Source organism: Streptomyces sp. NPDC088197, from assembly GCF_044741185.1.
GTDB lineage: Bacteria > Actinomycetota > Actinomycetes > Streptomycetales > Streptomycetaceae > Actinacidiphila.
Map to the genome: position 1 here is coordinate 457146 of NZ_JBIUSD010000002.1, position 24841 is coordinate 481986.

At 71.8% G+C, this 24841-nt stretch carries 19 protein-coding genes; 10 read left to right on the forward strand and 9 right to left on the reverse strand.

The genetic code is table 11. The features are described from left to right. The first annotated feature begins 186 nt into the window (after window positions 1-186). Genes ACIOC1_RS06730 through ACIOC1_RS06745 form a run of 4 tightly spaced genes read left to right on the forward strand, consistent with a single transcriptional unit; the run spans window position 187 to window position 4425 of the window. Window positions 187-2859: an ATP-binding protein gene (locus ACIOC1_RS06730; RefSeq protein WP_401852395.1), complete on the forward strand. Its 2673-nt coding sequence runs from the start codon at window positions 187-189 to the stop codon at window positions 2857-2859. Beyond that, on the forward strand, window positions 2856-3347 hold the full coding sequence (locus ACIOC1_RS06735; protein ID WP_355344344.1) for a roadblock/LC7 domain-containing protein: 492 nt from the start codon (window positions 2856-2858) through the stop codon (window positions 3345-3347). The genes ACIOC1_RS06730 and ACIOC1_RS06735 overlap by 4 nt, the downstream gene beginning before the upstream one ends. Before the next feature lie 36 nt (window positions 3348-3383). Continuing rightward, on the forward strand, window positions 3384-3824 hold the full coding sequence (locus ACIOC1_RS06740) for a DUF742 domain-containing protein (protein WP_188280651.1): 441 nt from the start codon (window positions 3384-3386) through the stop codon (window positions 3822-3824). Further along, window positions 3811-4425 (forward strand): GTP-binding protein, encoded by a 615-nt coding sequence (locus ACIOC1_RS06745; RefSeq protein WP_401723706.1) that lies wholly within the window; start codon window positions 3811-3813, stop codon window positions 4423-4425. Before ACIOC1_RS06740 ends, ACIOC1_RS06745 begins: the two co-directional genes overlap by 14 nt. 81 nt (window positions 4426-4506) lie before the next feature. On the opposite strand, the gene ACIOC1_RS06750 is transcribed toward ACIOC1_RS06745, so the two are convergent. The 3 genes from ACIOC1_RS06750 to ACIOC1_RS06760 are packed head-to-tail and all read right to left on the reverse strand — an operon-like array spanning window position 4507 to window position 7135. Continuing rightward, window positions 4507-5175: an ABC transporter permease gene (locus ACIOC1_RS06750; protein ID WP_355344351.1), complete on the reverse strand. Its 669-nt coding sequence runs from the start codon at window positions 5173-5175 to the stop codon at window positions 4507-4509. Continuing rightward, complete coding sequence (locus ACIOC1_RS06755; RefSeq protein ID WP_355344354.1) at window positions 5172-5909, reverse strand: ABC transporter permease; 738 nt, start codon at window positions 5907-5909, stop codon at window positions 5172-5174. The genes ACIOC1_RS06750 and ACIOC1_RS06755 overlap by 4 nt, the downstream gene beginning before the upstream one ends. After that, window positions 5906-7135 (reverse strand): ABC transporter ATP-binding protein, encoded by a 1230-nt coding sequence (locus tag ACIOC1_RS06760; protein WP_355344357.1) that lies wholly within the window; start codon window positions 7133-7135, stop codon window positions 5906-5908. The genes ACIOC1_RS06755 and ACIOC1_RS06760 overlap by 4 nt, the downstream gene beginning before the upstream one ends. A gap of 287 nt (window positions 7136-7422) precedes the next feature. Here ACIOC1_RS06760 and ACIOC1_RS06765 point away from each other — a divergent pair, with 287 nt between their 5' ends. Beyond that, window positions 7423-8916 carry a glycoside hydrolase family 76 protein gene (locus tag ACIOC1_RS06765; protein ID WP_391044815.1) on the forward strand — a complete coding sequence of 498 codons (1494 nt, stop codon included), beginning with the start codon at window positions 7423-7425 and terminating at the stop codon, window positions 8914-8916. A 141-nt stretch (window positions 8917-9057) separates the two neighbouring features. On the opposite strand, the gene ACIOC1_RS06770 is transcribed toward ACIOC1_RS06765, so the two are convergent. Beyond that, the gene (locus ACIOC1_RS06770; RefSeq protein ID WP_401852400.1) at window positions 9058-12477 is read right to left on the reverse strand and encodes a glycoside hydrolase family 3 C-terminal domain-containing protein; all 3420 of its coding nucleotides are present in this window, start codon (window positions 12475-12477) and stop codon (window positions 9058-9060) included. 304 nt (window positions 12478-12781) lie between these two features. Here ACIOC1_RS06770 and ACIOC1_RS06775 point away from each other — a divergent pair, with 304 nt between their 5' ends. After that, window positions 12782-13522: a glutamine amidotransferase-related protein gene (locus ACIOC1_RS06775; protein WP_391161574.1), complete on the forward strand. Its 741-nt coding sequence runs from the start codon at window positions 12782-12784 to the stop codon at window positions 13520-13522. A 118-nt stretch (window positions 13523-13640) separates the two neighbouring features. On the opposite strand, the gene ACIOC1_RS06780 is transcribed toward ACIOC1_RS06775, so the two are convergent. After that, a complete protein-coding gene (locus tag ACIOC1_RS06780; protein ID WP_355344366.1) occupies window positions 13641-13913 on the reverse strand; it encodes a LuxR C-terminal-related transcriptional regulator in 273 nt (90 codons plus the stop codon). A 693-nt stretch (window positions 13914-14606) separates the two neighbouring features. On the opposite strand from ACIOC1_RS06780, the gene ACIOC1_RS06785 reads away from it, so the two are divergent. Together ACIOC1_RS06785 and ACIOC1_RS06790 are read left to right on the forward strand one after the other, a co-directional pair. Next, window positions 14607-16472 carry a M1 family aminopeptidase gene (locus ACIOC1_RS06785; protein ID WP_401306402.1) on the forward strand — a complete coding sequence of 622 codons (1866 nt, stop codon included), beginning with the start codon at window positions 14607-14609 and terminating at the stop codon, window positions 16470-16472. A gap of 255 nt (window positions 16473-16727) precedes the next feature. Continuing rightward, window positions 16728-19607: an AAA family ATPase gene (locus ACIOC1_RS06790; RefSeq protein ID WP_401852404.1), complete on the forward strand. Its 2880-nt coding sequence runs from the start codon at window positions 16728-16730 to the stop codon at window positions 19605-19607. Window positions 19608-19819: 212 nt separating this feature from the next. On the opposite strand, the gene ACIOC1_RS06795 is transcribed toward ACIOC1_RS06790, so the two are convergent. Together ACIOC1_RS06795 and ACIOC1_RS06800 are read right to left on the reverse strand one after the other, a co-directional pair. Next, window positions 19820-20059, reverse strand: a complete 240-nt coding sequence (locus tag ACIOC1_RS06795; protein ID WP_355344375.1) for a hypothetical protein — start codon at window positions 20057-20059, stop codon at window positions 19820-19822. Window positions 20060-20250: 191 nt separating this feature from the next. After that, window positions 20251-21576, reverse strand: coding sequence for a Gfo/Idh/MocA family protein (locus tag ACIOC1_RS06800; protein ID WP_401852406.1), 1326 nt, complete (start codon window positions 21574-21576; stop codon window positions 20251-20253). A gap of 451 nt (window positions 21577-22027) precedes the next feature. Here ACIOC1_RS06800 and ACIOC1_RS06805 point away from each other — a divergent pair, with 451 nt between their 5' ends. Together ACIOC1_RS06805 and ACIOC1_RS06810 are read left to right on the forward strand one after the other, a co-directional pair. Continuing rightward, window positions 22028-23035 carry a LuxR C-terminal-related transcriptional regulator gene (locus ACIOC1_RS06805; RefSeq protein WP_188281775.1) on the forward strand — a complete coding sequence of 336 codons (1008 nt, stop codon included), beginning with the start codon at window positions 22028-22030 and terminating at the stop codon, window positions 23033-23035. A 134-nt stretch (window positions 23036-23169) separates the two neighbouring features. Next, entirely contained in the window at window positions 23170-23604 is a 435-nt protein-coding gene (locus ACIOC1_RS06810; protein WP_391044452.1) for a hypothetical protein, read from the forward strand. 153 nt (window positions 23605-23757) lie between these two features. Here the strand turns inward: ACIOC1_RS06810 and ACIOC1_RS06815 are convergent, their stop codons facing one another. Next, a complete protein-coding gene (locus ACIOC1_RS06815) occupies window positions 23758-24204 on the reverse strand; it encodes a hypothetical protein (protein WP_188281773.1) in 447 nt (148 codons plus the stop codon). A gap of 126 nt (window positions 24205-24330) precedes the next feature. Beyond that, window positions 24331-24831, reverse strand: a complete 501-nt coding sequence (locus ACIOC1_RS06820; protein ID WP_401852410.1) for a glutathione peroxidase — start codon at window positions 24829-24831, stop codon at window positions 24331-24333. Window positions 24832-24841: the final 10 nt, after the last annotated feature.

Consider the following 24841-nt stretch of genomic DNA (forward strand, 5'->3'; position numbering starts at 1 on the left):
ATTGATGGTGTGGTCAGGTAGTCGTGGTCAAGAGGAGGTAGTCTCCCCGACGTTGGTCAGGTGCTCGGACAACCGCGGGGAGTATCCGGTCACTTCATTCCGGTTACGTACAGAAGCGTTCATTTTGCGCCACTGTCGTCGTGTCCGGTTGTCGGCGAGCCGGTAAGCGGTTCCGGAGGAGGCTTGGTGTCCGTGCACGAGGTGGACGGGTCGGCACGTCCTGACCCGGAGCCACACGTCAGGGGCGGGGTACGGAACTTCGCCGACCGCTGGCCGTTCCGGCGCAAGCTCAACGTCCTCGTCGGCGTTCCGCTTGTCGTGGTCGCGATGCTGCTCGCCTACGTGATCACCGGCCTCGTCGGCCAGGCCCAGGACGCGGCCTCGGCCGCGCAGCTCGTCCGCGACAGCCGCCAGGTCGCCGAACTCGTCGACCTGGTCGAGACCGAGCACCAGCAGGCTCTGCTGCTGTCCGTGCGCTACGAATCGGCCACCTCGGGCAAGCGCCCGTCGCTGGTCGCCTACCGGCAGGCGCGCACGGCCGTGGACGCGCAGGTGGAGAACGTACGCGCCACCTTCGGATCGCGGCTGCCCGCCGCGGAGGCCCAGGTCCTCAAGGAGATCAACGGCCTCGGCAGCCTGCGGAGCACCATCGAGCAGAGCTATCTGCCCGCGGACAACATCGACCCGGCGTACACCGCGACCGTGGACGGCCTGATCGACGGCCTCGGCCTGGATCTGAACAAGAACCTCAGCTCGACCCGCACCGGCAGCATGCTGGACTCGCTGCTGCGCGCGGAGGCCGCGCACGCCTCCTTCGAGACCAGCGTCTTCTCCGCGCAGACCGGTGACACCAACGCGCTGATCGAGTTCAACAACGCGGTCGGCTACCAGCAGCTCTACGTCTCCCAGGCCAGCCGCTTCGGGCGGTTCGCCAGCGACGCGCAGCGCACGGAGCTGGCCGGGATCGAGATGAACCCGGTCTGGAACGGCATCGCGCTCCAGTACGCGGGCCTCCAGATCGACCCGAGCGCGCTGGAGGCCAGCGGCCCCGCGCAGGTGCGGGCGGCCTTCACCAAGGCCCTCAAGTCCTACCCGGACTACCAGAAGCAGGCGCAGACCCGGCTGAAGATCACCGGCTCGCTGATCGACCAGATCGCGCACCGCGCCGACCGGGCGTCCGACGACGCCTGGTGGCGGGCCGCGTGGCTGCTCGGCGGCGCGCTGCTGGCGTTCGTGCTGTGGCTGGCCTTCTCCGTGGCCGTACGCCGCTCGGTGATCCGGCCGGTGCAGGTGCTGACCGGGGCCGCGACGGAGGTCGCCGAGGTGGCCGGGCAGGAACTGGCCCGGGTCGCCGACGACGACGCGGACTTCGCGGGGGCGCCGCGCCTCCAGGAGGTGCCGGTCACCGCGCACGACGAGATCGGCGACCTGGCCGAGGCGTTCAACCGCGTGCAGTCCACCGCGGCGGCGCTGCTGGAACGCCAGGTGCTCAGCCGCCGCAACGTGGCCGAGATGTTCGGCAACGTCGGCCGCCGCGTCAGCAACCTGACGGCCCGTCAACTCACCCTGATCGACGCCCTGGAGCGCGGCGAGACCGACCCCGCGCTGCTCGACCGGCTGTACCGGATCGACCACCTGGCCGTACGCCTCCAGCGCAACGCCGACAGCCTGATGCTGCTCGCCGGTATCCGCGAGGCGGGCCTGGACGCCAGCCCCACCGCGCTGACCAACGTCGTACGCGCCGCGCTCGGCCAGATCGAGGGCTACCAGCGGGTCTCGCTGCTCGCGGACACCGACGTCACGGTCGCGCCGGACATCATCGCCGACCTGACGCTGATGCTGGCCGAACTCCTGGAGAACGCCGTGGCGTTCTCCCCGGCCCGCAGCCCCGTCGAGGTGTCGGTGCGCGACGGCGCCGAGGGCGCGCTGATCGAGATCACCGACCACGGCCTGGGCATGAGCGCGGAACGGCTGGCGGAGGAGAACGCCCGGCTGATCCGCCGCGAGCGCCTCGACCTGGTGCCGACGAAGGTGCTCGGCCTGTTCGTGGTCGGCAGCCTGGCCCGGCGCTGGGGCGTACGGGTCACGCTGACGCGGACGCCCGGCGGCGGTGTCACCAGCCGGGTGACGATCCCGGCGACGCTGCTGCTGCTCATGAGCCCGTTCGCGGAGCCCGTCGCCGAGGGGGCGGCTCCGGCCGCCAAGGCCGTCGGCGGCGCGCGGGAGGCCGTCGCGGCTCCCCGCCACGTCGAGGCCGAGGAGACGGTCGCGCTGCCCGAACGCCGTACCGCGCCGTCGTGGGCCGGTACGTCCGCGGCAGGCTCCCCCACGACACCCACGACACCCACGACACCCGCGGGCCCCGCCCCGGTGCCCGCGCCGCGCGCGCCGGAACCGGCGGCAGGACGCGACGACGGACGCGACGGATCAGGATCAGCCGGACCGGACGAACCCGGCGGCTTCGGCGGACCGGGCGACGGCCGCGACGGCCTGACCCCGCTCCCCCGCCGCGTCCCGCAGCGCCAGGCGGCCGAGGAGACCCCGGCCGCCCCGGCGCCCGCGGCGGGCGGACCCACCGCCCCCCACTCCGAGCAGGACCGGCCCCCGAGCGACGGCGAGGACGGCGGCGCCCGTCCGCTGCGCCGCCGGGTGCGCGGTGCCACGCTCGCCACCACACTGACCGACGCGGGACGCGCGGCCGCGCGCCGGGCCCCCCGTCAGACAGACGCAGAAGAAGTCCGCTCGGAACTCGACGAGTTCGAGGCCGCAGTGGAGCGGGCCAACCGTGACGTCGCGAGCGGCACGGCACCCGGTACGACGAACAGCCAAGCAGGGCTTCCGGAAGGAGCGGACCAGTGACATCGCCGACAGGTGGGACCCCGGCCGGACAGGACCCGCCCGCCGATCTGCGCGCCGCCGCAGCCGACTTCACCTGGCTGCTGAACCGTTTCGCCACCGAGACCGCGGGCGTGGTCGACGCCATCGCCGTATCCTCCGACGGCCTGCTCATCGCCGTCTCGCAACTGCGCGACGCGGCCGACTCCGAGCGGCTTGCGGCCATCGTCTCCGGCATCACGAGCCTGGCGGCGGGCGCGGCGGGCAACTACGGTCTCGGCGGCCTCAACAAGGTGATCATCGATCTGGAGGACGGCCATGTGCTGGTCTCCGCGATCGGCAGCGGCGCGGTGCTCGGCGTCGTCACCTCCAAGGAAGCCAAGCTCGGCAACATCGCCTACGAGATGACGGTCTTCGCCAACCGCGCGGGCGCCGCCCTCAGCCCGCAGCTCGTCCTCGAACTCAAGAACAGCGTCGCCGTTCCGTCCCCGCGCGGCCGGTCCTGGGACTAGCAAAAGGCGAGGAGAGCAGAAGGAGGAGGCAGGCACATGGCGGCCGGTGACACGCCAGTCGGCGAGGGGTCCCGTACGGGCTCCGCCGACGACCCGGTCGGCCGGGCACCCGCGGTACGGCCGTTCCTGGTCACCGCGGGCCGGGTGGCCGGCACCAGGTCGGGACCGCCGATCCCGGTCGAGACCCAGGTGGTGACGACCGCGGCCGGTGTCGGGGCGCTCGACGGGCTCTCCTTCGAGGAGCACGACATCGTCGCGCTCTGCCGCGTGCCGCAGTCGCTGGCGGAGATCGCGGCCAAGCTCCGCCTGCATCTGAACGTGGTCCGCGTGCTGGCCGAGGACCTCCAGTCCGGCGGCCATCTGTCGGTCTACGTTCCCAGCTCCGACATCGCCCAGGACATCTCCGTACTGCGAAGGGTTATCGATGGGCTCCGCACCATCCCCGACTCCAGGGGGGCATTACGTGACACCGAGTGAGCCGGCGGGCCGGGGCGCCCGCAGGACCGACTCAGGGCTGCCGACCGCCGTCCGGCCGCCGCTGCCGGTGAAGATGGTGATCGCGGGCGGCTTCGGTGTCGGCAAGACCACCACCGTCGGGTCGATCTCCGAGATCAGGCCGCTGACCACGGAGGCGGCCATCACCGAGGTCGCCGCGGGCGTGGACGACCTCAGCCACACACCGCACAAGACGACCACCACGGTCGCCATGGACTTCGGCTGCATCACGATCGACGCGTCGCTGAAGCTGTACCTGTTCGGCACGCCGGGGCAGGACCGTTTCGGCTTCATGTGGGACGACCTGGTGGAGGGCGCGCTCGGCGGGCTCGTCATCGTCGACACCCGGCGGCTCGACGACTGCTACGCCGCCGTCGACTACTTCGAGCACAAGGCGATCCCGTTCGCCGTCGCCGTCAACGCTTTCGACGGGCACGTCGAGCACGCCATGGACGAGGTGCGCTGGGCGCTGGACATCGCCGAGCAGGTGCCGGTGTTCACCTTCGACGCGCGCGAGCGCGGTTCGGTACGGGACGCGCTGCTGGTCGTCCTGGAGCTGGCGCTGGCGCGCGCGGAGGGCTGAGCGGGGGCCGTTGTCGTACGGCCCCCGACCGTTCCCCCGCTCCCGCGTGGCTTCCCCCTGCTCCTTCGCGCTGCCCGGCGGTCAGCCGCCGCGGCGCACTCCCGGGGACACCACGAGCCGGTTGACCAGCCAGAACAGGCCGATCGTGGTGAGGGCGAGGCCCGCCACGAGGGTCGCCCCGCCGACGACCTTCTCGTAGTTGCGCTGGTACAGGCCGTCGATGATGTAGCGGCCGACACCGCCGAAGCTGACGTACGCGGCGATCGACGCGGTGGAGACCACCTGGATCGCCGCGGAGCGCAGGCCGCTGAGGATCAGCGGGAGCGCGACCGGCAGTTCGACCTGGAAGAGCACGCTCGTGGTGCTCATGCCCATGCCGCGGGCCGCGTCGACCGGCGAGGGGTCGACGGTGCGCACGGCCTCGTAGGTGGTGACCAGGATCGGCGGCACCGCGAGCGCGACCAGCGGGATCATCACCGGCGTCAGGCCGATGCCGACCCATACGGTGATCAGCACCAGCAGGCCGAAGCTGGGCAGCGCCCGCGCGGCGGTCGCGATGGCCGCCAGCGCGTTCCCGCCGCGTCCGGTGTGGCCGGTGAACATGCCGATCGGCAGTCCGATGGCGGCGGCGATGGCGAGGGCCATGAGGCTGTACTGGACGTGCTCGAACAGCCGGTGCGGGATGCCGTCGGCGCCGTGCCAGTGCGAGCCGTCGCTGAAGAAGGCGTTGACGAAGTGCAGGACGTTCATCGGGCGGCGTCCTTCAGGGTGGGCGCGGTGGGCGCGGGTCGTGAGGCGGGCTCCGCCGGTTCCGACAGCGGTACGCCCTTGCGCCTGGCCTGTCCGCCGCGCGGCATCCACGGCGTGAGCAGCATGCGGATCAGGACGAGTACGCCGTCGACCGCCATGCCCAGTACGGCGATGGAGACCACGGAGGTCACCACCAGCGGTGTGCGGTGGTAGAACATGCCGTCGGTGAGCAGATTGCCGAGCGCTCCCTGGTTGCCGATCAGGGCGCCGACGCTGACCAGGCTGATGCTGGACACGGCCGCGACCCGCAGCCCGGCGAAGATCGCGGGCACCGCGATGGGCAACTGCACCTGGAGATAACGGCGTCCGGGGCCGAGGCCCATGGCGGTCGCGGCGGCCATCGTCTCCTCGGGCACCGACCGGACGCCGTCCACGATCGCCGGGACCAGCAGCACGAGGCTGTAGACGGTCAGCGGGATCATCACGGTGGTCTCGGTCGCGCCGGTGTAGTCGATGAGGACGACGAAGAAGGCGAGCGACGGGATCGCGTACAGCACGGTCGTGACCCACAGCACGGGCGAGTAGATCCACTTGAAGCGGACGCAGAGCTGGGCGACCGGCAGCGCGATGAGCGTGCCGAAGAGCACCGGGAGCAGCGCCTCGCGCAAGTGCAGGCCGATCAGGCCGAGATAGGAGTGCTGGAGGTCGCTGGGGATGGTGAAGTACTCGCTCATCGGGCGGCCTTGGCAGCGGTCTCCGGGTCGGCGTCGGCCGGGTCCGCGGCCTTCGCGCCGGACCCGCCGTGCCCGCCGGACGCGGCGGTCTTCGCGGCGCCCCTGCCCGCGCCGCGTTCCGCGTGGGCGCCGCGGATGGCCTCGGCGATCGTCGTCTGCGAGGTGACGCCGACCACCCGCCCGGTGTCGTCCACGGCGACCGCCCAGCCGGTGGGCGAGAGCACCGCGCAGTCCAGCGCGTCGCGCAGCGACTCCTCGCCGAAGACGAACGGGCGCCCGTGCGGCAGCAGATCGGCGCGGTCCAGCCGGTCGGCGCCCTTGGCCGCGGCGGCGGGCTCGGTCCAGCCGATCGGCCTGCCGTCGGTGTCGGTGACCAGGAGATAGGGGGCGTCGGACGCCGCGGTGCGCTCGGCGACCTGGGCGGAGCTCGAGTCGACGGCGATGATCGGCGCGGTGGTGAGTTCGAGTCCCGCCGAGGTGAAGAAGGACAGCCGGCGGATGCCGCGGTCGGTGCCGAGGAAGTCCTCGACGAACGCGTCGGCGGGGGCGGTCAGCAGCTCGTCCGGCGGCGCGTACTGGGCGAGTTTCCCGCCGGTCCGCAGCACCGCGACCATGTCGCCGAGCTTGATGGCCTCGTCGATGTCGTGCGTGACGAAGACGATGGTCTTGCCCAACTCGGCCTGGATACGCAGCAGTTCGGCCTGGAGCCCCTTGCGGACGATCGGGTCGACCGCGGAGAAGGGCTCGTCCATCAGCAGGACGGGCGGGTCGGCGGCGAGCGCCCTGGCCACGCCGACGCGCTGCTGCTGGCCGCCGGAGAGCTGGTACGGGTAGCGCTTGGCCATCGAGGCGTCCAGGCCGACGCGTTCCATCAGGTCCCTGGCGCGCTTCCTGGCCCGGTTGCGGTCCCAGCCCAGCATGCGCGGCACGGTCGCGATGTTGTCCACGATGGTGCGGTGCTGGAAGAGTCCGGCGTTCTGGATCACGTAACCCATCGACCGGCGCAGCGCGTTGACCGGCTGCGCGTGGATGTCGGCGCCGTCCAGCAGGATCCGGCCACCGCTGGGCTCGACCATCCGGTTGATCATCCGCAAGGTGGTGGTCTTCCCGCAGCCGGAGGGTCCGACCAGTACGGTGATCGAGCCGTCGGGTATGTCAAGGGAGAGTTCGTCGACCGCCACAGTGCCGTCGGGGTATCGCTTGGTCACCGAATCTATCTGTATCAAGTTCCTGATCCCCTTCGGGGCTGGGCTTGGGGGGACTGTTTCCGGCCGTCGCGCGGAAAGCCTATCCCGCACATGTGTCCGTTCCGGGGAACATCCGTCCCATGGGACGCAGGGCGGCCATCTTGACATGGGCAGGACATAGGGGTGTTCTGGTCTCGACCACGGCCCGGAGGACGGCACTTGGCCGGACCCCGCGGCCCGGCCCGGTCCCCGGTCCCGGTCACCCCCCACCATCCGTCGCACAGGCGGCGTCCGAGCCGCCGGGAAGCGGAGCCATGCCCGCACACATGCCCGCGCACCTGTCCGCTCACCACGCGGTCCCCCACCGTCCGTCGCGCGTGCGTTCCTCGCGCGTCCTCGTCCTCGTGCTGTCCTGCCTGCTGCTGAGTCTGGTCCCCACGACCTTCAGGGCACAGGCCGCGACAGCGATCTGCAACACGTACTGCGACGCGCGCGATCCGGCCGCCGCGCCCTCGGAGCGCGTGCCCGTCAGCGCCTCGATCTACTCCCGCAGCATTCAACTTCATGTGGATGACAACGATGCCATGGGCTGGGCGTCCATCGGCAACGGCAGCCCGGGCGACGAGGTCTGGCTCGACCGGTCCTTCGACGGCGGCGCCACCTGGACAAACGGCAGCAAGCTCGGCGACACCGTCACGCCCGCGGCCAACAGCGGCTGGCGCACGCTGATGTACAACGTGGACGACTGGAACACCAACGGGGTCGGCGCGCTGCGCGCCTGCGGCAAGGCGGGCGACCGGCCCGAGATCGCCTGCACCCAGTGGGCCAGGTCCAACTGGAACGCCTGGAGCCAGAGCACGGCCGCCGCCACCGCGCTGATGATGAAGTGGGACCGCGGCACCGGGCTGTTCGGCGGCAACGGCTGGTGGACCGCGGCCAACGCGCTCACCTCGGTGATCGACAACATCCGCACCAGCGGCATGCCCAGCTACGGCTACGCGGTCTCGCGCACCTACGACCTCAACGTCAACGCGCGCGAGGGCCAGTTCAGGAACGACTACCTGGACGACACCGGCTGGTGGGGCCTGGCCTGGGTCGACGCGTACGACCTGACCGGCGACAGCCGCTACCTGAACACCGCCCGCGCCGACGCCGACCACATGTTCGGCTACTGGACGAGCAAGTGCGGCGGCGGAGTGCAGTGGAACGAGACGAACGCGTACAAGAACGCCATCACCAACGAGCTGTACCTCCAGCTCAACGCCGCGCTCCACAACCGGATCTCCGGTGACAGCGTCTATCTCGGGCGGGCGCGGAGCGAGTGGAGCTGGTTCCAGAGCAGCGGGATGATCAACTCCTCGCACCTGGTCAACGACGGGCTCAATGACTCCTGCGTCAACAACGGCCAGCCGACGTGGACGTACAACCAGGGCGTGATCCTCGGCGGTCTGAGCGAGCTGTACAAGGCGACCGGCGACAGCGGGCTGCTGACCACCGCGCGCACCCTCGGCAACGCCTCGACCACGTCCACCGCGGTCAACTCCGGCGGGGTGCTGCGCGAGCCGGGCGAGGGCGACTCGTGCGACAACGACGGGGCGTCGTTCAAGGGCGCGTACGTCCGGGGGCTGCGCGACCTCAACAAGCAGCTCTCCGACCGCCCGTACAGCGGCTATCTGCGCACGCAGGCGAACGCGGCGCACGCCAACGACCGCAACGCGCTGGACGTGTACGGGCCGCACTGGAACGGGCCGCTGGCCGGGACCGGTTACGGCTGCCAGCAGAGCGCGCTGGACGCACTCACCGCGTCCGAGGCGAGCTGACGTCTCCGCCGCGAGCGTCACACGCCGCCGCCCGCCCCGGAGTCCGGGACGGGCGGCGGCTCTCTGTGCGCGGGCTCGGCCTCGGATTCGGCCTCGGCCTCGGCCTCGGATTCGGCCTCGGCCTCGGCCTCGGTATCGGCCTCAGCCGACCGACAGGGCGAACACGTGGAAGCCGCTGTCGTTCGGCAGCGTCACCGTGGCGACCGTCTTGGCCGGGTCGAGCGCGCCGCCCGTGGTGTACAGGCTGACGGCGTGGTCGCCGAGCGTGTCACCGGGCGGGCGGTTCCAGTTGGCCGTGGTGACCGCCAACTGGCTGTTGCCGCTGGCCGCGTTGCTGTACCAGTCGGGCAGGACGACCGCGAGGTCCGCGCTCGTGCCGTCGGTGTAGGTCACCTTGACCGTCCCGGCGTGCGTGGAGCTGATGCCCGTGCCGAGCAGGCCCAGGCGGGTGCCCTGGCCCCGCAACCGGATCACCTGTCCGGCCGCCGCCACGTTGTCGGGCTGGCCCGGCTGCGTGTCCGGCCAGGTGTACGGCAGTCCGCCCGCGGTCACCGTGGCGCCCGGCGTGTAGCCGACCGCCGCCAGTTGGGTGGCGGAGAAGCTGTAACCGGCGGGGTCGAGGGTGCCGGTACTCGGATCGCTGTCGGCGCTGATCCCCTTGTTGTTGTACGCGGCGGCCGTCGTCGCGTACGGGACGGTGGTCGCGGCGGCCGCAGTCCTGCTCTGCCTGCCGCTGAGGTCGTACGTCGCCTTCCCCGTCAGTGTGGCCGCGCCCGGCACCGCGTTCGCGGGCGCCGTGACGACCCAGGTGGCGCTCACCGAGGAGTGCGGCGCGACCGTACGGCCGACGGCCTTGCCGGGTGCGGGCGTCGCCGTCCAGCCGGCCGGGACCTTCAGGCTCAGCGCGAGGTCGCGCACGGTCGAGTCGCCGGTGTTGGTGAAGGTCTGCTTCACCGGGTACGAGGCACCGGCGTCGGCGGTGGCGGGCACGGAGAGCGCGGTGTACTGCGCGCCGACCGTCCTGCTCACCGTCACCGCGGACGTCAGCGGGGTGTCGGCGGACGACTGGCCGACGTACAGCGGGTAACGGCCCTTGAGGACCGTCCAGTCGTGCGCGTCGGCGTCCCACGTCCGGAACGCGTCGGCGGACAGGGTCAGCCGTACGGTCTTCGTCCGGCCCGGCTTGAGCTGGACCTTGGCGAAGGTCTTCAGGGCTTTCGGCGGCTCGCCGGACCCGGCCGGGTAGCCGATGTAGAGCTGCACCACGTCGGTGCCGGTGCGGCGGCCGGTGTTGGTGACGTCCACCGAGACCCGGACCGGCTGGGTGCCGCGGGCGGTGGCCTCGACCCGGTCGTGGTCGACCGTGAGGCGGGACTGCTTGAAGGTGGTGTACGACAGGCCGTATCCGAACGGGAAGAGCGGGGTCTGGCCCTGCTGGTCGTACCAGCGGTAGCCGACGTCCAGGCGTTCGCTGTAGTCGTACACGCCGTTGACCGCGGGGTAGCGGCCTGGCGCGGCGGCGACGGCGGTCTGCGTGTCGGACTTCGGGAAGCTGACGGGCAGCCGGCCGCCGGGCTCGGCGTCGCCGGTGAGCAGCGCGGCCAGCGCGTTGCCGTCCTCCTGGCCCGGGTACCACATGTCGAGCACGGCGGGGACGTCGGCGAGCCACGGCATGAGCACCGGCGCCCCGGCCCTGACGACCACGACGGTACGGGGGTTGGCGGCGGCGACCGCGCGGATCAGGTCGTCCTCGTTGCCGGGGAGCGCCAGCGTCGTACGGTCGGAGCCCTCGCTGGAGGAGTCGCCGACCACGACGACGGCCGCGTCGGCCTTGGCGGCGGCGTCGGCCGCGGCCTGGATGGTCGGGTCGGGCAGTCCTGCCCCGGACCAGCCGATGGTCACCGAGGCGTTCTGGGCGCTGTCGTAGTACTCCACGCGCAGGCTGTGCGGCTCGCCCGCGGTGAGCTGGACGGGCGCGCTCTTGACCGTACTGGCCGCGTGGTCGGACCAGTTGTCGACGATGAGCTGTCCGTCGAGGTAGATCCGGCTGCCGTCGTCGCTGGTCGCGGAGAAGGTGTACGCGGCCGTGGCGGGCGCGGTGACCGTGCCGGTCCAGCGGGCGGAGAAGTCGTCGACGGGGATGCCGTCGGCCGGGGAGCCGAGGACCCAGTCGAAGTCGATGTCCGGGTCGTCGCGGGTGACCGCGGGCGTCCCGGAGAGCGTCTTGTTCGCGAAGTACTCGCCCTTGAGGCCGGTGAGCGCGGAGGCCGGGATCGCCGGGAAGCCGCCGGCGCCGCCCGCCTTCACCGAGGTGACGTCGACTCCGCTGCCCAGCCTGGCCTTCAGCCCCGAGACCGGGTCGACCTTCTTGTACGGGGTGACCGCGGAGCTGCCTCCGCCGCCGGTGACCGCGGTCTCGGCGTTCGGGCCGATGACGGCCAGGGACTTCAGCTTCCTGGTGTCCAGCGGCAGGGTGCTGCCGCTGTTCTTCAGCAGGACGCTGCCGTCCTCGGCCGCCTTGCGCGCGAAGGCGCTGTCGGCCTCGTAGTCGACGGTGGTGGGGGTCTTGGCCTCGAACTGCCCGGTGCGGAACTCCAGTCGCAGGATGCGGCGGGCCGCGTCGTCCAGGACGGACTGCGGCACCTGGCCGGCCGCGACGGCCGCCGGGAGCTGCTGGAAGTAGGTGGTGCCGCTGAACTCCTGGTCGAGACCGGCCAGCGCGGAGGCCACGGTGCTGTGGTTGGCCGGGTAGTCGGTGTCGACGACGCCGTCGTACTTCCAGGTGTCGATCAGGATGTCGCGCAGGATCTGCGCGTTCTCGCAGGCGTAGGTGCCGTTGACCTTGTTGTAGGCGCACATCAGGGACCAGACGTGGGCGTCCTTGACGGCCTTCTCGAAGGCGGGCAGGTAGATCTCGTGCAGCGTGCGCTCGTCGATGTTCGAGCTGGTCGTCGTGCGGCCGTTCTCCTGGTTGTTGCCCGCGTAGTGCTTGACCTGCGCGGCGACGCCCTGCTTCTGGATGCCGTCGATCTCGGACGCGCCGATGTCACCGGCCAGCGCCGGGTCCTCGCCGAAGGTCTCGAAGTCGCGCCCGCCGAGCGGGGTGCGCACGATGTTCACCATGGGGCCGTAGATGACCTGGTAGCCGCGGGACTTGGCCTCCGAGCCCATCACCGTGCCGTACTGCCTGGCGAGTTCGGTGTCGAAGGAAGCGGCCAGCGAGACCGGGGACGGCAGCGCGGTGGCGGGCTGCCCGTCGCGTACGCCGCCGGGGCCGTCGGTGAACTGCGTGCCGGGGATGCCGAGGCGGTCGATGCCCGGTATGTAGCCGGTGGCGTGCGACCCGCTCGGCACCCCCACCGCCGTCATGAGCGTGGCCTTCTCGGTGTTGGTCATCTGCCCGAGCAGCAGGTCGATCCGTTTCTCCAGCGGGAGCCGGGAGTTGAGCCAGGGTCGCTGCCCGGCTCCGGCGGGCCCGGTGCTGCCGGACGCGGGTCCTGCCAGCGCCAGCGGTACGGCGAGGGCGGTGACAGCGGCTGCTGCGACCGCGAGACGAGCCATGCGCATACGTTCTCCAAAGGGGCGTCATTGCCGGCGAATTCAGGAGGTGAACGCAAACGCCTCGAAGTCTGCGCTCACCCAGGAAGAGCGTCAAGAACATGAACACGACACGCTGTTCTGAACGCGCCGACCCTTCGGGTCCCGGCGTCCGTCCCGGTTCCGGCGGCCGGGACGGGGGCGGGGGCGGGGCCTTCCTTGGCGGCGGGGCCTTCCTTGGGGGCAGGGCCTTCCGCGGTGGCGCGGTCTTCCGCGGTGGCGGGGGTCACAGGGGGCAGGGTGGCTCCGGAGCGGGGCGCGGGGGATCATGGGTGCGGACGACGGGCGGGCGAGCGGAGGTACGGGCGTGACGGCGGCGTTGGTGGTGCAGCACGGGGCATCCGGAGGGCCCGGCCGATGGGAGGGCTGGCTCGGCGAGGGCGGCGTCGGCGTGGACGTGGTCGCCGCGTACGACGGCGAGAAGGTGCCCGAGCGGCTGGGGCGGCGCCCCCTGATCGTGCTCGGCGGCGGCTATCTGCCCGACGACGACGAGCGGGCCCCGTGGCTGGCGGCCACGCGCGAGCTGGTGCGGCAGGCGCTGGAGGCCGGCACACCGGTGTTCGGGATCTGCCTCGGCGGCCAGATGCTGGCGCAGGTCGCGGGCGGCGCGGTGCGCGGCGAGCACGGGCGGCCCGAATTCGGCAGCACGACCTTGACGCTGCGTCAGGAGGCGGCGGACGATCCGCTGTTCACCGGGCTGCCCGAGCATCCCACCGCGATCGAGAACCATGTGGACGCCATCGTCGAACTCCCCGACGGCGCGCGGTGGCTGGCCGAGAGCGAGCGCTGCCCGTACCAGGCGTTCCGGGTCGGCGAGAACGCCTGGGGCGTCCAGTTCCACCCGGAGACCACGGCGGACCGCATCCGCGGGTGGAACGTCGAACGCCTGCGGCGGCACGGCGTGGACCGCGACGAGCTGCACCGCGCCGCCGTGCGGGACGACGCGGCCGCGGCCGACGTATGGCGTCAGGTGGCGTTGCGCTTCGCCGCCGTCGCGTCGGCGGCGTGATCACCTCGCGCGGGTGAGCGCGGGGGAACGCGGTCACGCCGCGTACCGCACGACGGCCCCTGTGCCGTGCCGGGCGGCGGGCCTTGCCGCGGGGCGCTTCACAGGGTCCGTGCGGATGTCACTCCACGCGGCGTAGATCCTCGGCCCACTCCAGTGACACGAGCACCGTCTCGACCCTGGAGCGCAGCCCCAGCTTCCGGGTGATGCTCGTCAGATGCGCCTTCACGGTGCGCTCGGCGATACCGAGCCGGGAGGCGAGTGCCCTGTTGCCCTCGCCGAAGCCCATGACGCTCAGTACCTCGCGCTCGCGGGGGGTGAGGGTGCTGAGCGCCGAGCGCTCCAGTGGCGCGAGACCCGCGCCGCCACCCCGTCCCCTGTCGAACCGACTCAATCCTTGACGGTCAGTAAGAAGCTTGTCCCCGTACACGCTACTCCCCAACTCCCAATGAAGACCTTCAACGCAGAAGGTGCCGAATGGGCTGAACACGCCAATCGCCCGACCGAATTTGACCGTTCATATCGTCACTCCCTTCGCCGGGCTTCATGAGCTCGCGGTGATCGGCCGGATATTGACGCTCCGCCCACTCCCCGACAGTAAACAACGGGGGCTGTTCGCCGCCCGGTTCAGGCGAGGCAATCACGTGACCTACGCCACATACGTGACACCCTGATCCAGGTTTAGCAGCGGCGATGCGTCAACTCCCCAGGCCAGAGGGGCAGTTGTGTGACATGGTTGAAAGCCGGTCGCAATTCGCGCGGGAGCGCTCCCGCTTCTCATTGACGCTCCGTCAGCCCGGTGGACGCGCGTGCCGGCGGCACATGTCGGGTCATTCGACACGCGGGCATTCGGCACCCGCGAATCGGCGCCGCGCGCGCTCATACGATTGCGCGTGGCACCGAAGCCGCTTCGAGCCCGCTTCGATGTCGCTTCGAAGCCGCGCGCATAGGGATATCCCTACGGATTTCCGGCGGGCCTTACTTCCTGTGAGCGCACTGTGCAGACTCCCACCCGGGGTGCCACCCACGCCACCCGCCTTCCGACCTTCCGCCGTCGGCTCATCCGCCTACCCCACAAGAGGATCCGATGAGAAACAGACTTCTGTCCCTGGTCGCCGCCGCGGGCGTCCTCGTCGCGGGCGGCGCGGTCGCCGCGGCGCCCGCGCAGGCCGCACCACCCCCACGGACCGCCCCCCACGCCGCCCCGGCCGCCTGCACCCCCACCCAGGTGATCGCCAACGGCGGCTTCGAATCCGGCAGTTCACCCTGGACGAGCTCCACCGGAGTGATCACCACCGGCGGCGGGCAGAGCGCGCACGCGGGCACCCAGTTCGCCTGGCTGAACGGGTACGGCTCCACGCACACCGAGAGCCTGTCGCAGGCCGTCACGATCCCCGCCGGGTGCTCGGCCGCCAGCCTGACCTTCTGGCTGCACATCGACACCGCGGAGACCACGACCACCACCGCCTACGACAAGCTGACCGCGAAGATCGGCAGCACCACGCTGGCGACGTACTCCAACCTCGACGCGGCCACCGGCTATGTGCAGCGGACCGTCGACGTGTCCGCGTTCGTCGGGCAGAGCGTCACCCTGGCCTTCACCGGCACCGAGGACTCCGGCCTCCAGACCAGCTTCGTCTTGGACGACATCGCGCTGAACACCTCGGGCGACACCACACCGCCCCCGGCGGCCGACGCGACCCGTACGCCCGCGGCGCCCGCGTACACCGTCAGCCTGACCAGCGACACGACCGGCGGCACCTGGAACGGCCACGAGAGCGTGAACTTCACCAACGCCTCGGCCACGCCGCTCACCGAGGTGTACCTGCGGCTGTGGGACAACTACCACGGCAGTTGCCCGACGACGCCGATCACCGTCACCAACGTGACCGGCGGCACCGCGTCCGCCCTGACGGTCAACTGCACCGCGCTGAAGGTGACGCTGCCCGCGGCGCTGGCCCAGGGGCAGAGCGGCACGGTCGGGTTCGACCTGAAGATCGTGGTGCCCAGCGGGGCCGACCGGTTCGGTAAGGACGGCTCCTTCAGCTTCATCGGCAACGCGCTGCCGGTGCTGGCGATCCGGGACGCGGCGGGCTGGCACCTCGACCCGTACACCAACAACGGCGAGGCGTTCTACTCGCTGGCCGCCGACTTCTCGGTGACGCTCGACCACCCGACGGGCATCTCCGTCCCGGCGACCGGCACCTCGGTGGACACCCCCGGCGCCTCCGGCCGCACCGTCACCAAGGCGACGGCGAGCAAGGTCCGCGACTTCGCCTGGGCCGCGGGCCCGTTCAGCAAGGTCTCCGGTACGTCGCCGGGCGGCGTGAAGGTGAACGTGTACGCGGTGAGCGGCATCAGCACCGCCAACTCCAACTCCATGCTGACCGTTTCGGAGAACGCGGTGGACGCGCACGCGGGCCGCTTCGGCGCCTACCCGTACAGCGAGATCGACGCGGTGCTGGACAACAACTTCTGGTTCGGCGGGATGGAGTACCCGGGCTTCGTGCTCGACCTGGTCGACACCACCGCGCTGACCCACGAGATCGGGCACCAGTGGTGGTACGGGATCGTCGGCGACGACGAGTACAACAGCCCGTGGCTGGACGAGTCGTTCGCGGACTACTCCACCGACCTGGCGCTCGGCAAGACCGGCGCGAGCTGCTGGAACAGCGTCTCCTGGGCGTCCTCCGCCGAGAAGATCACCAACTCGATGGCGTACTGGGACGCGCACTCCTCGCGCTACGGCACGGTCGTCTACAACTACGGCAAGTGCGCCCTGCACGACCTGCGGCGCCTCATCGGTGACACCGCGATGACCCAACTCCTGCGCGGCTACGCGCAGTCGCACTGGTACGGCGTCTCCACCACCGCGGAGTTCAAGGCCGCGGCCCAGGCGGCGACCACGGTCGACCTGACGTCCTTCTGGACGCAGCACCGGATCGACGGCTAGGGCCTGTCCGGCGGATCGACGGCTGGGGCCGCGCCACGGGCCCCGGGCCGCCGGCCCTCAAGGCCGAGGGGCCGGGTCCGGGTCCAGGCCCGGCCGGGACCCGGCCCCTCACTTCTCGCCCCCGTCCGGGAGCCGCGGCGGTTCCCGGACGGGGTGCCCCACACGCGACGCCTCCGACGACCGTCACGCCTTCTTGACAGGTGCACGATCGAAGCTGATGATCGGGGCCCACGCCGTGTCGGGAGGGCCCCGGGCATGACAGAAGCGACGCGTTCCGCAGGCAGGACCGCCGCCCGCCCCACCCCCACGAGGCGGGCTGCGGTCCGCAGCCGCGCCGCGCTGATGACCGCCGCGCGGGCCGCACTCGGCGGCGGCGCCGGTGTCCTGCTCACCGGCCCCGCCGGAATCGGCCGCAGCACCCTGCTGACGGCGCTGGCCGACGAACACGCCGCGGCCGGCCACCGCGTCCTGCGCTGCGCGCCCTCCCCCGCCGAGCGGCACCTGCCGTACGTCGGCCTCATCGACCTGCTGTCCGACGTCGGGGACACCGCCTTCGCCGACCTCCCGCCGCCGGAACGCGACGCGCTGCGCGCCGCCCTGCGCCGCCCGCCCGCAGCGGCCGGGGCCGCTCCCCCCGACCCGCTCACCCTGCGTCTGGCCCTGCTCCGCCTGCTCACCGCGCTCTGCGCCCGCTCCCCCGTCCTGCTGGCCGTGGACGACGTCCAGTGGCTCGACGCACCGACCGCCGCCCTCCTCGCCTTCGCCACCCGCCGCGCCGCCCGCCTGCCGCTGACCACCGCCGTCGCCCTCCGCGCGGACGGCGCCGCGTGGACGGGAGCCGAAGGGGCCGCGGTGCTGGACGTGCCGCCGATGACCGAGCGGGAGGTGGCCGAACTGCTCGGCGGGCGCGCGGTGGCGGCCCGCGTGCACGCCGAGAGCGGCGGAAACCCTTACGTGGCGCTGGAGTTGACCCGCGCGCTCGGCGAGGGCGAGACCGCGGGGCCGCTCCCCGTACCCCGTTCACTGCGCGAGTCGCTGCTCGGCCGGGTGTCAGGTCTCACGGCCGGGGCGCGGACCACGGTGCTCGCCGCGAGCGCCGCCGAGCGGCCCACCGTACGGCTGTTGCGCCGGGCGGGGCGGGAGAACGCGGTGGCCGAACTGGCCGAGGCGGTACGGCAGGGGGTCGTGGAGCCGGTGCCGGACGGCGGGGCGGTGCGCTTCGTACCGCCGCTGCTGGCGCGGGTGGTGTACGAGGACGCGGAGCCCGACGAGCGGCGGCGGGTGCACACGGCGCTCGCGGCGGCGGCCGGTGATCCGGTCGAACGGGCCCACCACCTGGCGTCGTTGACGCCCGGCTGGGACGCGGAGGTGGCCGCCGCGCTGTCGGCGGCGGCGACCGCGGCGCGCCGCCGGGGCTCCCCCGCGACCGCGGCGAGACTCGGGCGGCTCGCGGCCGACCGCACTCCGCCGGGGGACGCGGCGGCCGAGACCGACCGGCTGCTGACGGCGGCGGAGGACGCGGTCGCGGCGGGCGACTACCCGCTGGCCCGCCGTATCGCGCACGAAGTGCTGCACGAACCGCCGGCCGAACCGGGCAGGCCCGCGGACCGGGTCAGGGCGTGGATGGTCATCGTGGACTCGTGCGGCCAGGCGATGGCCGAAGTGGCGGACGTCTTCCCGCAGGCGCTCGAGGACGCGCGGGACGACCCGCGGCTGCTGGCCCAGTTGCACCACCGGATGAGCTGGCGGGCCTGGATGGTGGAGGGCACGGCGGTCAAGGCCCATACGCACGCGGCGCGTTCGGCCGTACTGGCCAGGAGCGCGGGCGACCGCCGCACCGAACTGTCGGCGCTCAGCCAGCAGGCGGCCGTCGAGTTCTACCTCGGCCGCCCGGAGGCCGAGGACACCCTGGCCGCCGCGCTGGCGGGGCCGCAGGACCCGCGCGTGCTCTTCGACCACAACGGCCCGGTCTTCCTCAAGCACCGCCGCCATCTGCTGCACGACCGGCTGGACGACGCGCGGACCGAACTGCGGGCGCTGGTCTACACGGTACGGCGGCGCGGCTCGGCCGAGAGCCTGTGCCAGTGCCTGTCGGGCCTCGCCCAGGTGGAGATCCTGCGGGGCCGCTGCGAAAGCGCCCTCGACCTGGCACACCAGAGCCTGCGGATCGCGGAACAGGGCGGGCTGAGCCAGGGCCCCGCCTGGTACGCGGTCGCGCTCGCGGAGGCGGCGGGCGGCAGTACGGAACGGGCGCTGGCCGCCGCCGACCGGGCCAGACGGCACAGCGAGGACGACGACGACCAGCTCTTCCTGCCCAGGGCGCTGCACGCGGAGGGCCATGTGCGGCTGCTGCGCGGCGAGACGGCCGCGGCCGTGCACGCGCTCCAGCGGGCCAGGCTGCTGGAGACGGGACAGGGGCAGGGCGATCCGGCGATGCGCCGCTGGCAGGCGGATCTCGCCGAAGCACTGGTCAGGTCGGGCGCCACCGACGAGGCCGCCGACCTGGTCGCCGCGACCCGCGCGCAGGCCGCCCGGCTCGGCCGCCGCGGGCTGCTCGCCGTGCTCGACAGGGCCGCCGCGCTGGTCACCGAGGCGCGCGGCGACTCGGACGCGGCGGTGGCCCAACTCGGCGCGGCCGTCACCACGTTGACCGCGCTGCCGTATCCGCTGGAGGAGGGCAGGGCGCGGCTGGCGCTGGGCCGGCTGCACGCCAGGCGCGGCGATCCGCGGGCGGCGCGGGCCGCGCTCGACGCGGCGGCGCGGGTCTTCCGCGCGGCCCGCGCGCACCCGTGGCTGGCGCTGACCGACGCCGAGGCCGACCGCGTCGACCGCGATGACCGGCTCGACCGGTTCGGCGGGTACGACGGGTTCGGCGGGTACGATCGCGTCGACCCGCCGGGCCGTGCGCACGACCGAGCCGCGCCGCTCACCGCGCTCAGCGACGCCGAGCGCCGGGTCGCCGCGCTGGCGGCGCGCGGCGCGAGCAACCGGGAGATCGCCGCGACCCTGGTGATCAGCGTCAAGACCGTCGAGGCCGCCCTCACCCGCGCCTACCGCAAGCTCAGCGTCCGCTCCCGCGTCGATCTGGCCAGGGTCGCCCTCGACCACCCGGCCGCCGACCGCCACGAGGTCTGACGGCGAGCGTGCGTACGTGACGCGGACACGGCCTCGCGGCACGTACGGAGGTACCGACGTACCGACGTACGGCCCTACGGACCCGCGGACCCGCGGACTTGGGGGAGAACGCCGAGGGGCGCCCCGCCCGGTCGGCGGAACACCCCTTCGTACGAGCGAGTCGGCCGCCCCCGTGAACGACCGGCCCGCCTCGCCCTGTGCCTGACGCGAGGTCAGTGCATCCAGAGCAGGTAGAAGTTGTTGGTGCCCAACTCACAGATGTAGACCGGGCCGTGGATGGGCGCGTTGGCCTGTGCCTGGGCGACACACGACGCGTAGGTCGGGAAGTAGCCCATGAACATGAAGCCGCTGCCGGGCGGCGGGGAAGCCTGGGCCGCGCCGGCGAAGACGCCGAGGCCGAGCAGGGCGGTGGCCACCAGTGTTCCGGTGCGGGCCATCAGTCGCTTGGTCATGTGCACAACTCCTTTCCGGGCAGGCGAAAGCGCCTGCGGGGGGAGGGAAGGGGGCTTGCGTGTGCGGATCAGACGTCCAGATCAGAGCTGTTCGGGCCGCGCGCCGTGATCGAACGTTAGCCGTTGACTACAGGCCGCAGCAATAGGTCTAGGCCAATGTGTGACAGCAGCCGACGGATGGCCCTCGTGGGTCAGGTGAGGCGCAGCGCCGCCTCGCGGACGGCCAGCGTGTCCTGCCTGACCTCGCGCAGACCGGGCAGCGCGGCACCACCCCCGACGCCGCCCTCGACACCCCCGCCGACCCCGATCCCGGCACCGACCCCGACCCCGGCCCCGCCGCTGCCGTCCCCGCGCAGGCTCCCCGCCCACGCCACCAGCTGCCGACGGAAACCCGTACGCCCCGGCTCCGCCGTGTACGTGCGCCGCGTCCCGAGGCCCGGCCCGGCGTCCCAGGTGTCGACGTGCAGAGTGGCCGCCTCGTCGCGGGCGTACGGCGAGGGCAGGGTGAGCGTGGCCACCGAGTCCTCCGCCACGCACTCCAGCGTCTCCCGGTAGCGGCGGTGCCCGGGCAGCCGTACATGGGTGAGGTCGACCAGCAGGCCGTCGGCCGGGCGCCAGCGCGCGCTCACCGCGCTCGTACCCGCCCAGCCGGTGGCGTCGAGCAGCCGCCCGTGCAGCCGCAGGTCCCCGCCCGCCAGGATCGCGTGCACCAGATTGACCTGGTGGATCAGCGAGCCGCCGAGGCCGCGGGCGTACGCCTCACGCCGCCGCGCCGCCACCGCCGCGCCCGCCGTCGCCTCCGTCGCCTCCGTCGCCTCCGCCACCGCCGTCACCTCCGTCGCTCCGGGGCCGAGCGCGCGGGCCAGCGCCGCCTCGGCCGGCGGCGGCTGCGGGCCGAAGGGCGGCGGCGGATACGGCAGCAGGTGCTCGACCTGGTGCGGCGCGTTGGGGTCGTGGATGTCGGCGGTGATCCGGCGGACGGCGGGCAGGTGCTCCCGGCAGTGGTCGAGGAAGCGGGCCACGACCGGGTCGTGCCGCTTCATGTAACCCGCCGCCACCGGCACCCCCGAGCGCCGCTCGGCCGCCGCCAGCTCGTCGATCTCCGCGAGGTCGAGGCTGACCGGTTTCTCGCAGAGCACCGGCAGGCCCCGTTCCAGACACCCCAGGACCACGTCCCGGTGCGTCCACCACGGCGTGCAGACCAGCGCGGCCCGCGCCCCGGCCCGTACCGCCTCGTCCAGCGTCCGGCAGACGGCGACACCGTCCGCCGGGCGCACGCCACCGACCGGGCTCCCGGTTCCGGCCGGTGTCACCCCACCGGCCCCGTCCGCCGCACAGGACCCGGCGCCCGCCCGCGTACCGGGAAACCAGGCCCGTACGGCCGCGGTGTGCGCCGGATCGGGGTCGATGACGGCGACCGGGCGCAGCAGCTCCGGGAGGTCGCGCATCTCGCGCAGATGCGCCGCGTGCGCCACCTTGCCCGCGCCGATCAACGCCACGGGAACCGGTTGTCCCATCGGTCCGCACCCCTTTTCCGTCTCTCTCCCAGCGCATCACACGGCGGGCGGCGCGCGCCCGCCGGGGTGAGGGTCACTGGCGTGGCGACCGATGGTGCCCGACCATGTATGCGTGGAGGTGCGACGATGCGGTGGCCAGTGTCAAAAACAGGTATTGACATGCCGACGTGTGCCCAAGAGGATGTTTCCCACGTTGGCGCCCTGCGCCTCCGCACCCATTCGACGCGGGCGACGAATAGGCGATGTGCAACCGGAAAAGTCGCACTTGCGGGCTTCCGGTCGCCGGGCCGCGCCGGTAATACCCCTCACTCCTGGAAGCACTCATGGAACCGGCGGCGAACACTCGTCCGCCGGCTTAGGACAGAACCGTTGCTAGAGTCGCTTCGGGTGCTGTCGGCACGCCGCGGGCCGACCCACGGGACCGGTCCGCGGTGACGAGAGGGGGCTAGCCGTGGCGGGAGTTGTTCGCAGTGGCGGGGCGGATGCCGAGGACATCGGTCTCGCTCTGTACCAGACGCTGCGCACCAACGGATCCATAGCCCCGGAGAAGGCGGCCGCGGGCATCGGGCTGACCGACGCCGAGGCCAGGGCCGGTTGGTCGGAGCTGCGGGAGCTGGGGCTCATACGCGCCGGTCGGGTGCCGGAGGAGGTCGATTCGGTGGAGCCCGACACCGCCCTGATCGGCCTGCTGGCCCGGCAGCGCGAGGCGCTCCAGGCCCAGCGCGACGAGTTGTCCTCGATCGTGCGGGCGGCCGAGTCGCTGATGGAGCGCTACCGCCCCGCGGTGTTGCGCGACGCGGCGGAGATCGAGGTGGAACTCCTCATCGGGGAAAACCGTAAGCGGCAGTCCATCGGCGATTTCAATGCGCGCATCACGGAATCCACCGGTTCGATGCATCCGGGACCGCTGCCGCCCGCCGAAGTTCTCGTGCATTCCATCGCCGCGGACAGCGCGCTTATCGAGCGGGGCGTGAAAGTCCGCGCCGTATACGGGCAGAGCATTAATTCCGCGCCACGTCAACGTAAATACCTGACGGAACTCTCGGCGGTCGGAGTCGAGGTCAGGCTGGCGACCCAGGTCCCCTTCGACCTCCTGATAGCGGATTCGCACAGCGCGCTTGTCTCGGCCAATCCCGACAACCCTTCGGGCCCCGCGGTCATCGTCCGCGGCGCGGCCCTGGTCCGGTCGTACGTGGCGCTCTACGAGGACTGCTGGCTGCGCGCGGTGCCGTACTCGGCGAAGTCGGCGGGGAGCTTCGACTCGGGGGGCGAGCTGACCGAACAGCACCGCACGACGATGCGACTTCTGGCCAACGGGCTGACAGATGAGCGGATCGCGCGCAAACTAGGGGTGTCCCTGCGCACTGTGAGTCGCCTGGTATCAGAGATCATGCGATATCTCCAGGCGGACAGCCGGTTCCAGGCGGGAGTCCTCGCTGCGGCCCATGGGCTAATTTGACCTGCGCATTCGCGCCATTGCGCACTTACGCACAACCGGAATCTGGCCTGGCCCTGTCCGATTTTGACATCATCGGCAGGGCTACGCGTACCTATCACCCCCTTGAGCGCCTGCCCTCCCAACGAAGGATCACGATGTCGCGCATCCGGCACACGACCAAGATTTCCGCCGTCGCCGCCCTGGTGCTCGCTCTGTCGTCGGCTATCGGAACAACCGTCGCCTTCGCCGACGCCGGTTCGGATTCCGCTCCGGCGCCCAGTGCACCCGCGGACACGTCGGTGGCCCCGGACAACTGGTTCCCCGGTGCTCAGCCCGCGAACTGGTTCCCCGGTGCCAGCGCGGACACCGGCCCGGACAACTGGTTCCCGAACGCCGTACCGGCGAACTGGTTCCCCACCGCGAGCGCCGTATCCCCCGACAACTGGTTCCCGGGTGCCGTACCCGTGAACTGGTTCCCCAGCGCCGTGGCCGTCTCCCCCGACAACTGGTTCCCGAACGCCGTCCCCGCCGGGAACTGGTTCCCGAATATCGCCCCGACCGATGTGACCGTGTCATCACTGTCGGTTTAGTTTCCCCGAGCTCTCCGCGCCACCAGGTCCTGGTTTCCCCGCCGGACCCCGGCACCGCAAGACCCGCCAAGACCCGCACAGCGCTGTACGGCCCGTGAGCGATATTCACGGGCCGTACAGCGTTTCCTGCATTGTGGGGGGAATCCTGGGGGCTCAGGGAGCCGATGTCACTTCCTGACAGGGGCGGGCGATCCGCAGGGACCGCCGCACCAGTTCATCGATGTCCGTGGCCGCGTCCTCGGCTGCCGGATGTACGGCGAGCCAGCCGAGGTGGCGGCGCAGGAAGGCCGCGAGGGCCGGCACCGTCCGTAGGGGGAGACGGACGGTGCGGCCCTCGACAATCAGATCGGCCCAGGAGGCGAGTGTGCCTCGTATGGCGGCGCGCGCCTCGACAGCCGGCCCGTTCAGGGGGATGCCGGGCCGGGCAGTGCCGGTCAGTCGGTCGCCGGAGTTCGGCGCCGGTACGAGTGCCACCTCCAACTCGCCGTATACCCGGGGAAGCAAGGCGAGTTGCCGATCCAACCGCTCCTGGCAAGGAACGCACAGGGCAGGGTCCGTCTCGACACAAAGGTGTCCGCTACGGAAATCAATCTCCTGCACTGCCGCTGTCCCTTCCTCGCTTGGGGCGGTAAGAAGAGCGAACCAGGAACAGGGTGATCCGGACAATGTCCACGGACCGGCCGGATTCTGCCATGGCGCAATCGCGCATCTAAGCACGTGGCAAGGTCACGACGGAAGCTGTGCCTCAATCGCCCCAACGACCTCCGCAGCCTCGGGCTCGGTCCGCGGCCGAAAACGCCCGACGATTTCTCCCGAGGCGCTGACCAGGAACTTCTCGAAGTTCCAGGTGATGTCACCGGCTTCTCCGGCCGCGTCGGGCACATCGGTCAGCCTGGCGTAGAGCGGATGCCGGTTCGCGCCATTGACATCCGCCTTCTCCAGCAGCGGGAAGGTGACGCCGTAGGTCGTGGAGCAGAAGGTCTGGATCTCCTCGGCGGTGCCGGGCTCCTGTCCGCCGAACTGGTTGCACGGCACGCCGAGGACGGTGAAGCCGCGGTCGGCGTAGCGCTTCTGCAACCTCTCCAGGCCCTCGTACTGCGGGGTCAGGCCGCACTTGGAGGCGACGTTGACCACCAGGACGGCCTTGCCCGCGTGGGCGCCGAGGGTGGTGGGGTCGCCGTCGATGGTGTTCAGGGGGATGTCGTAGAGGCTTACGGGGTTGCTCATGAGTGAATTC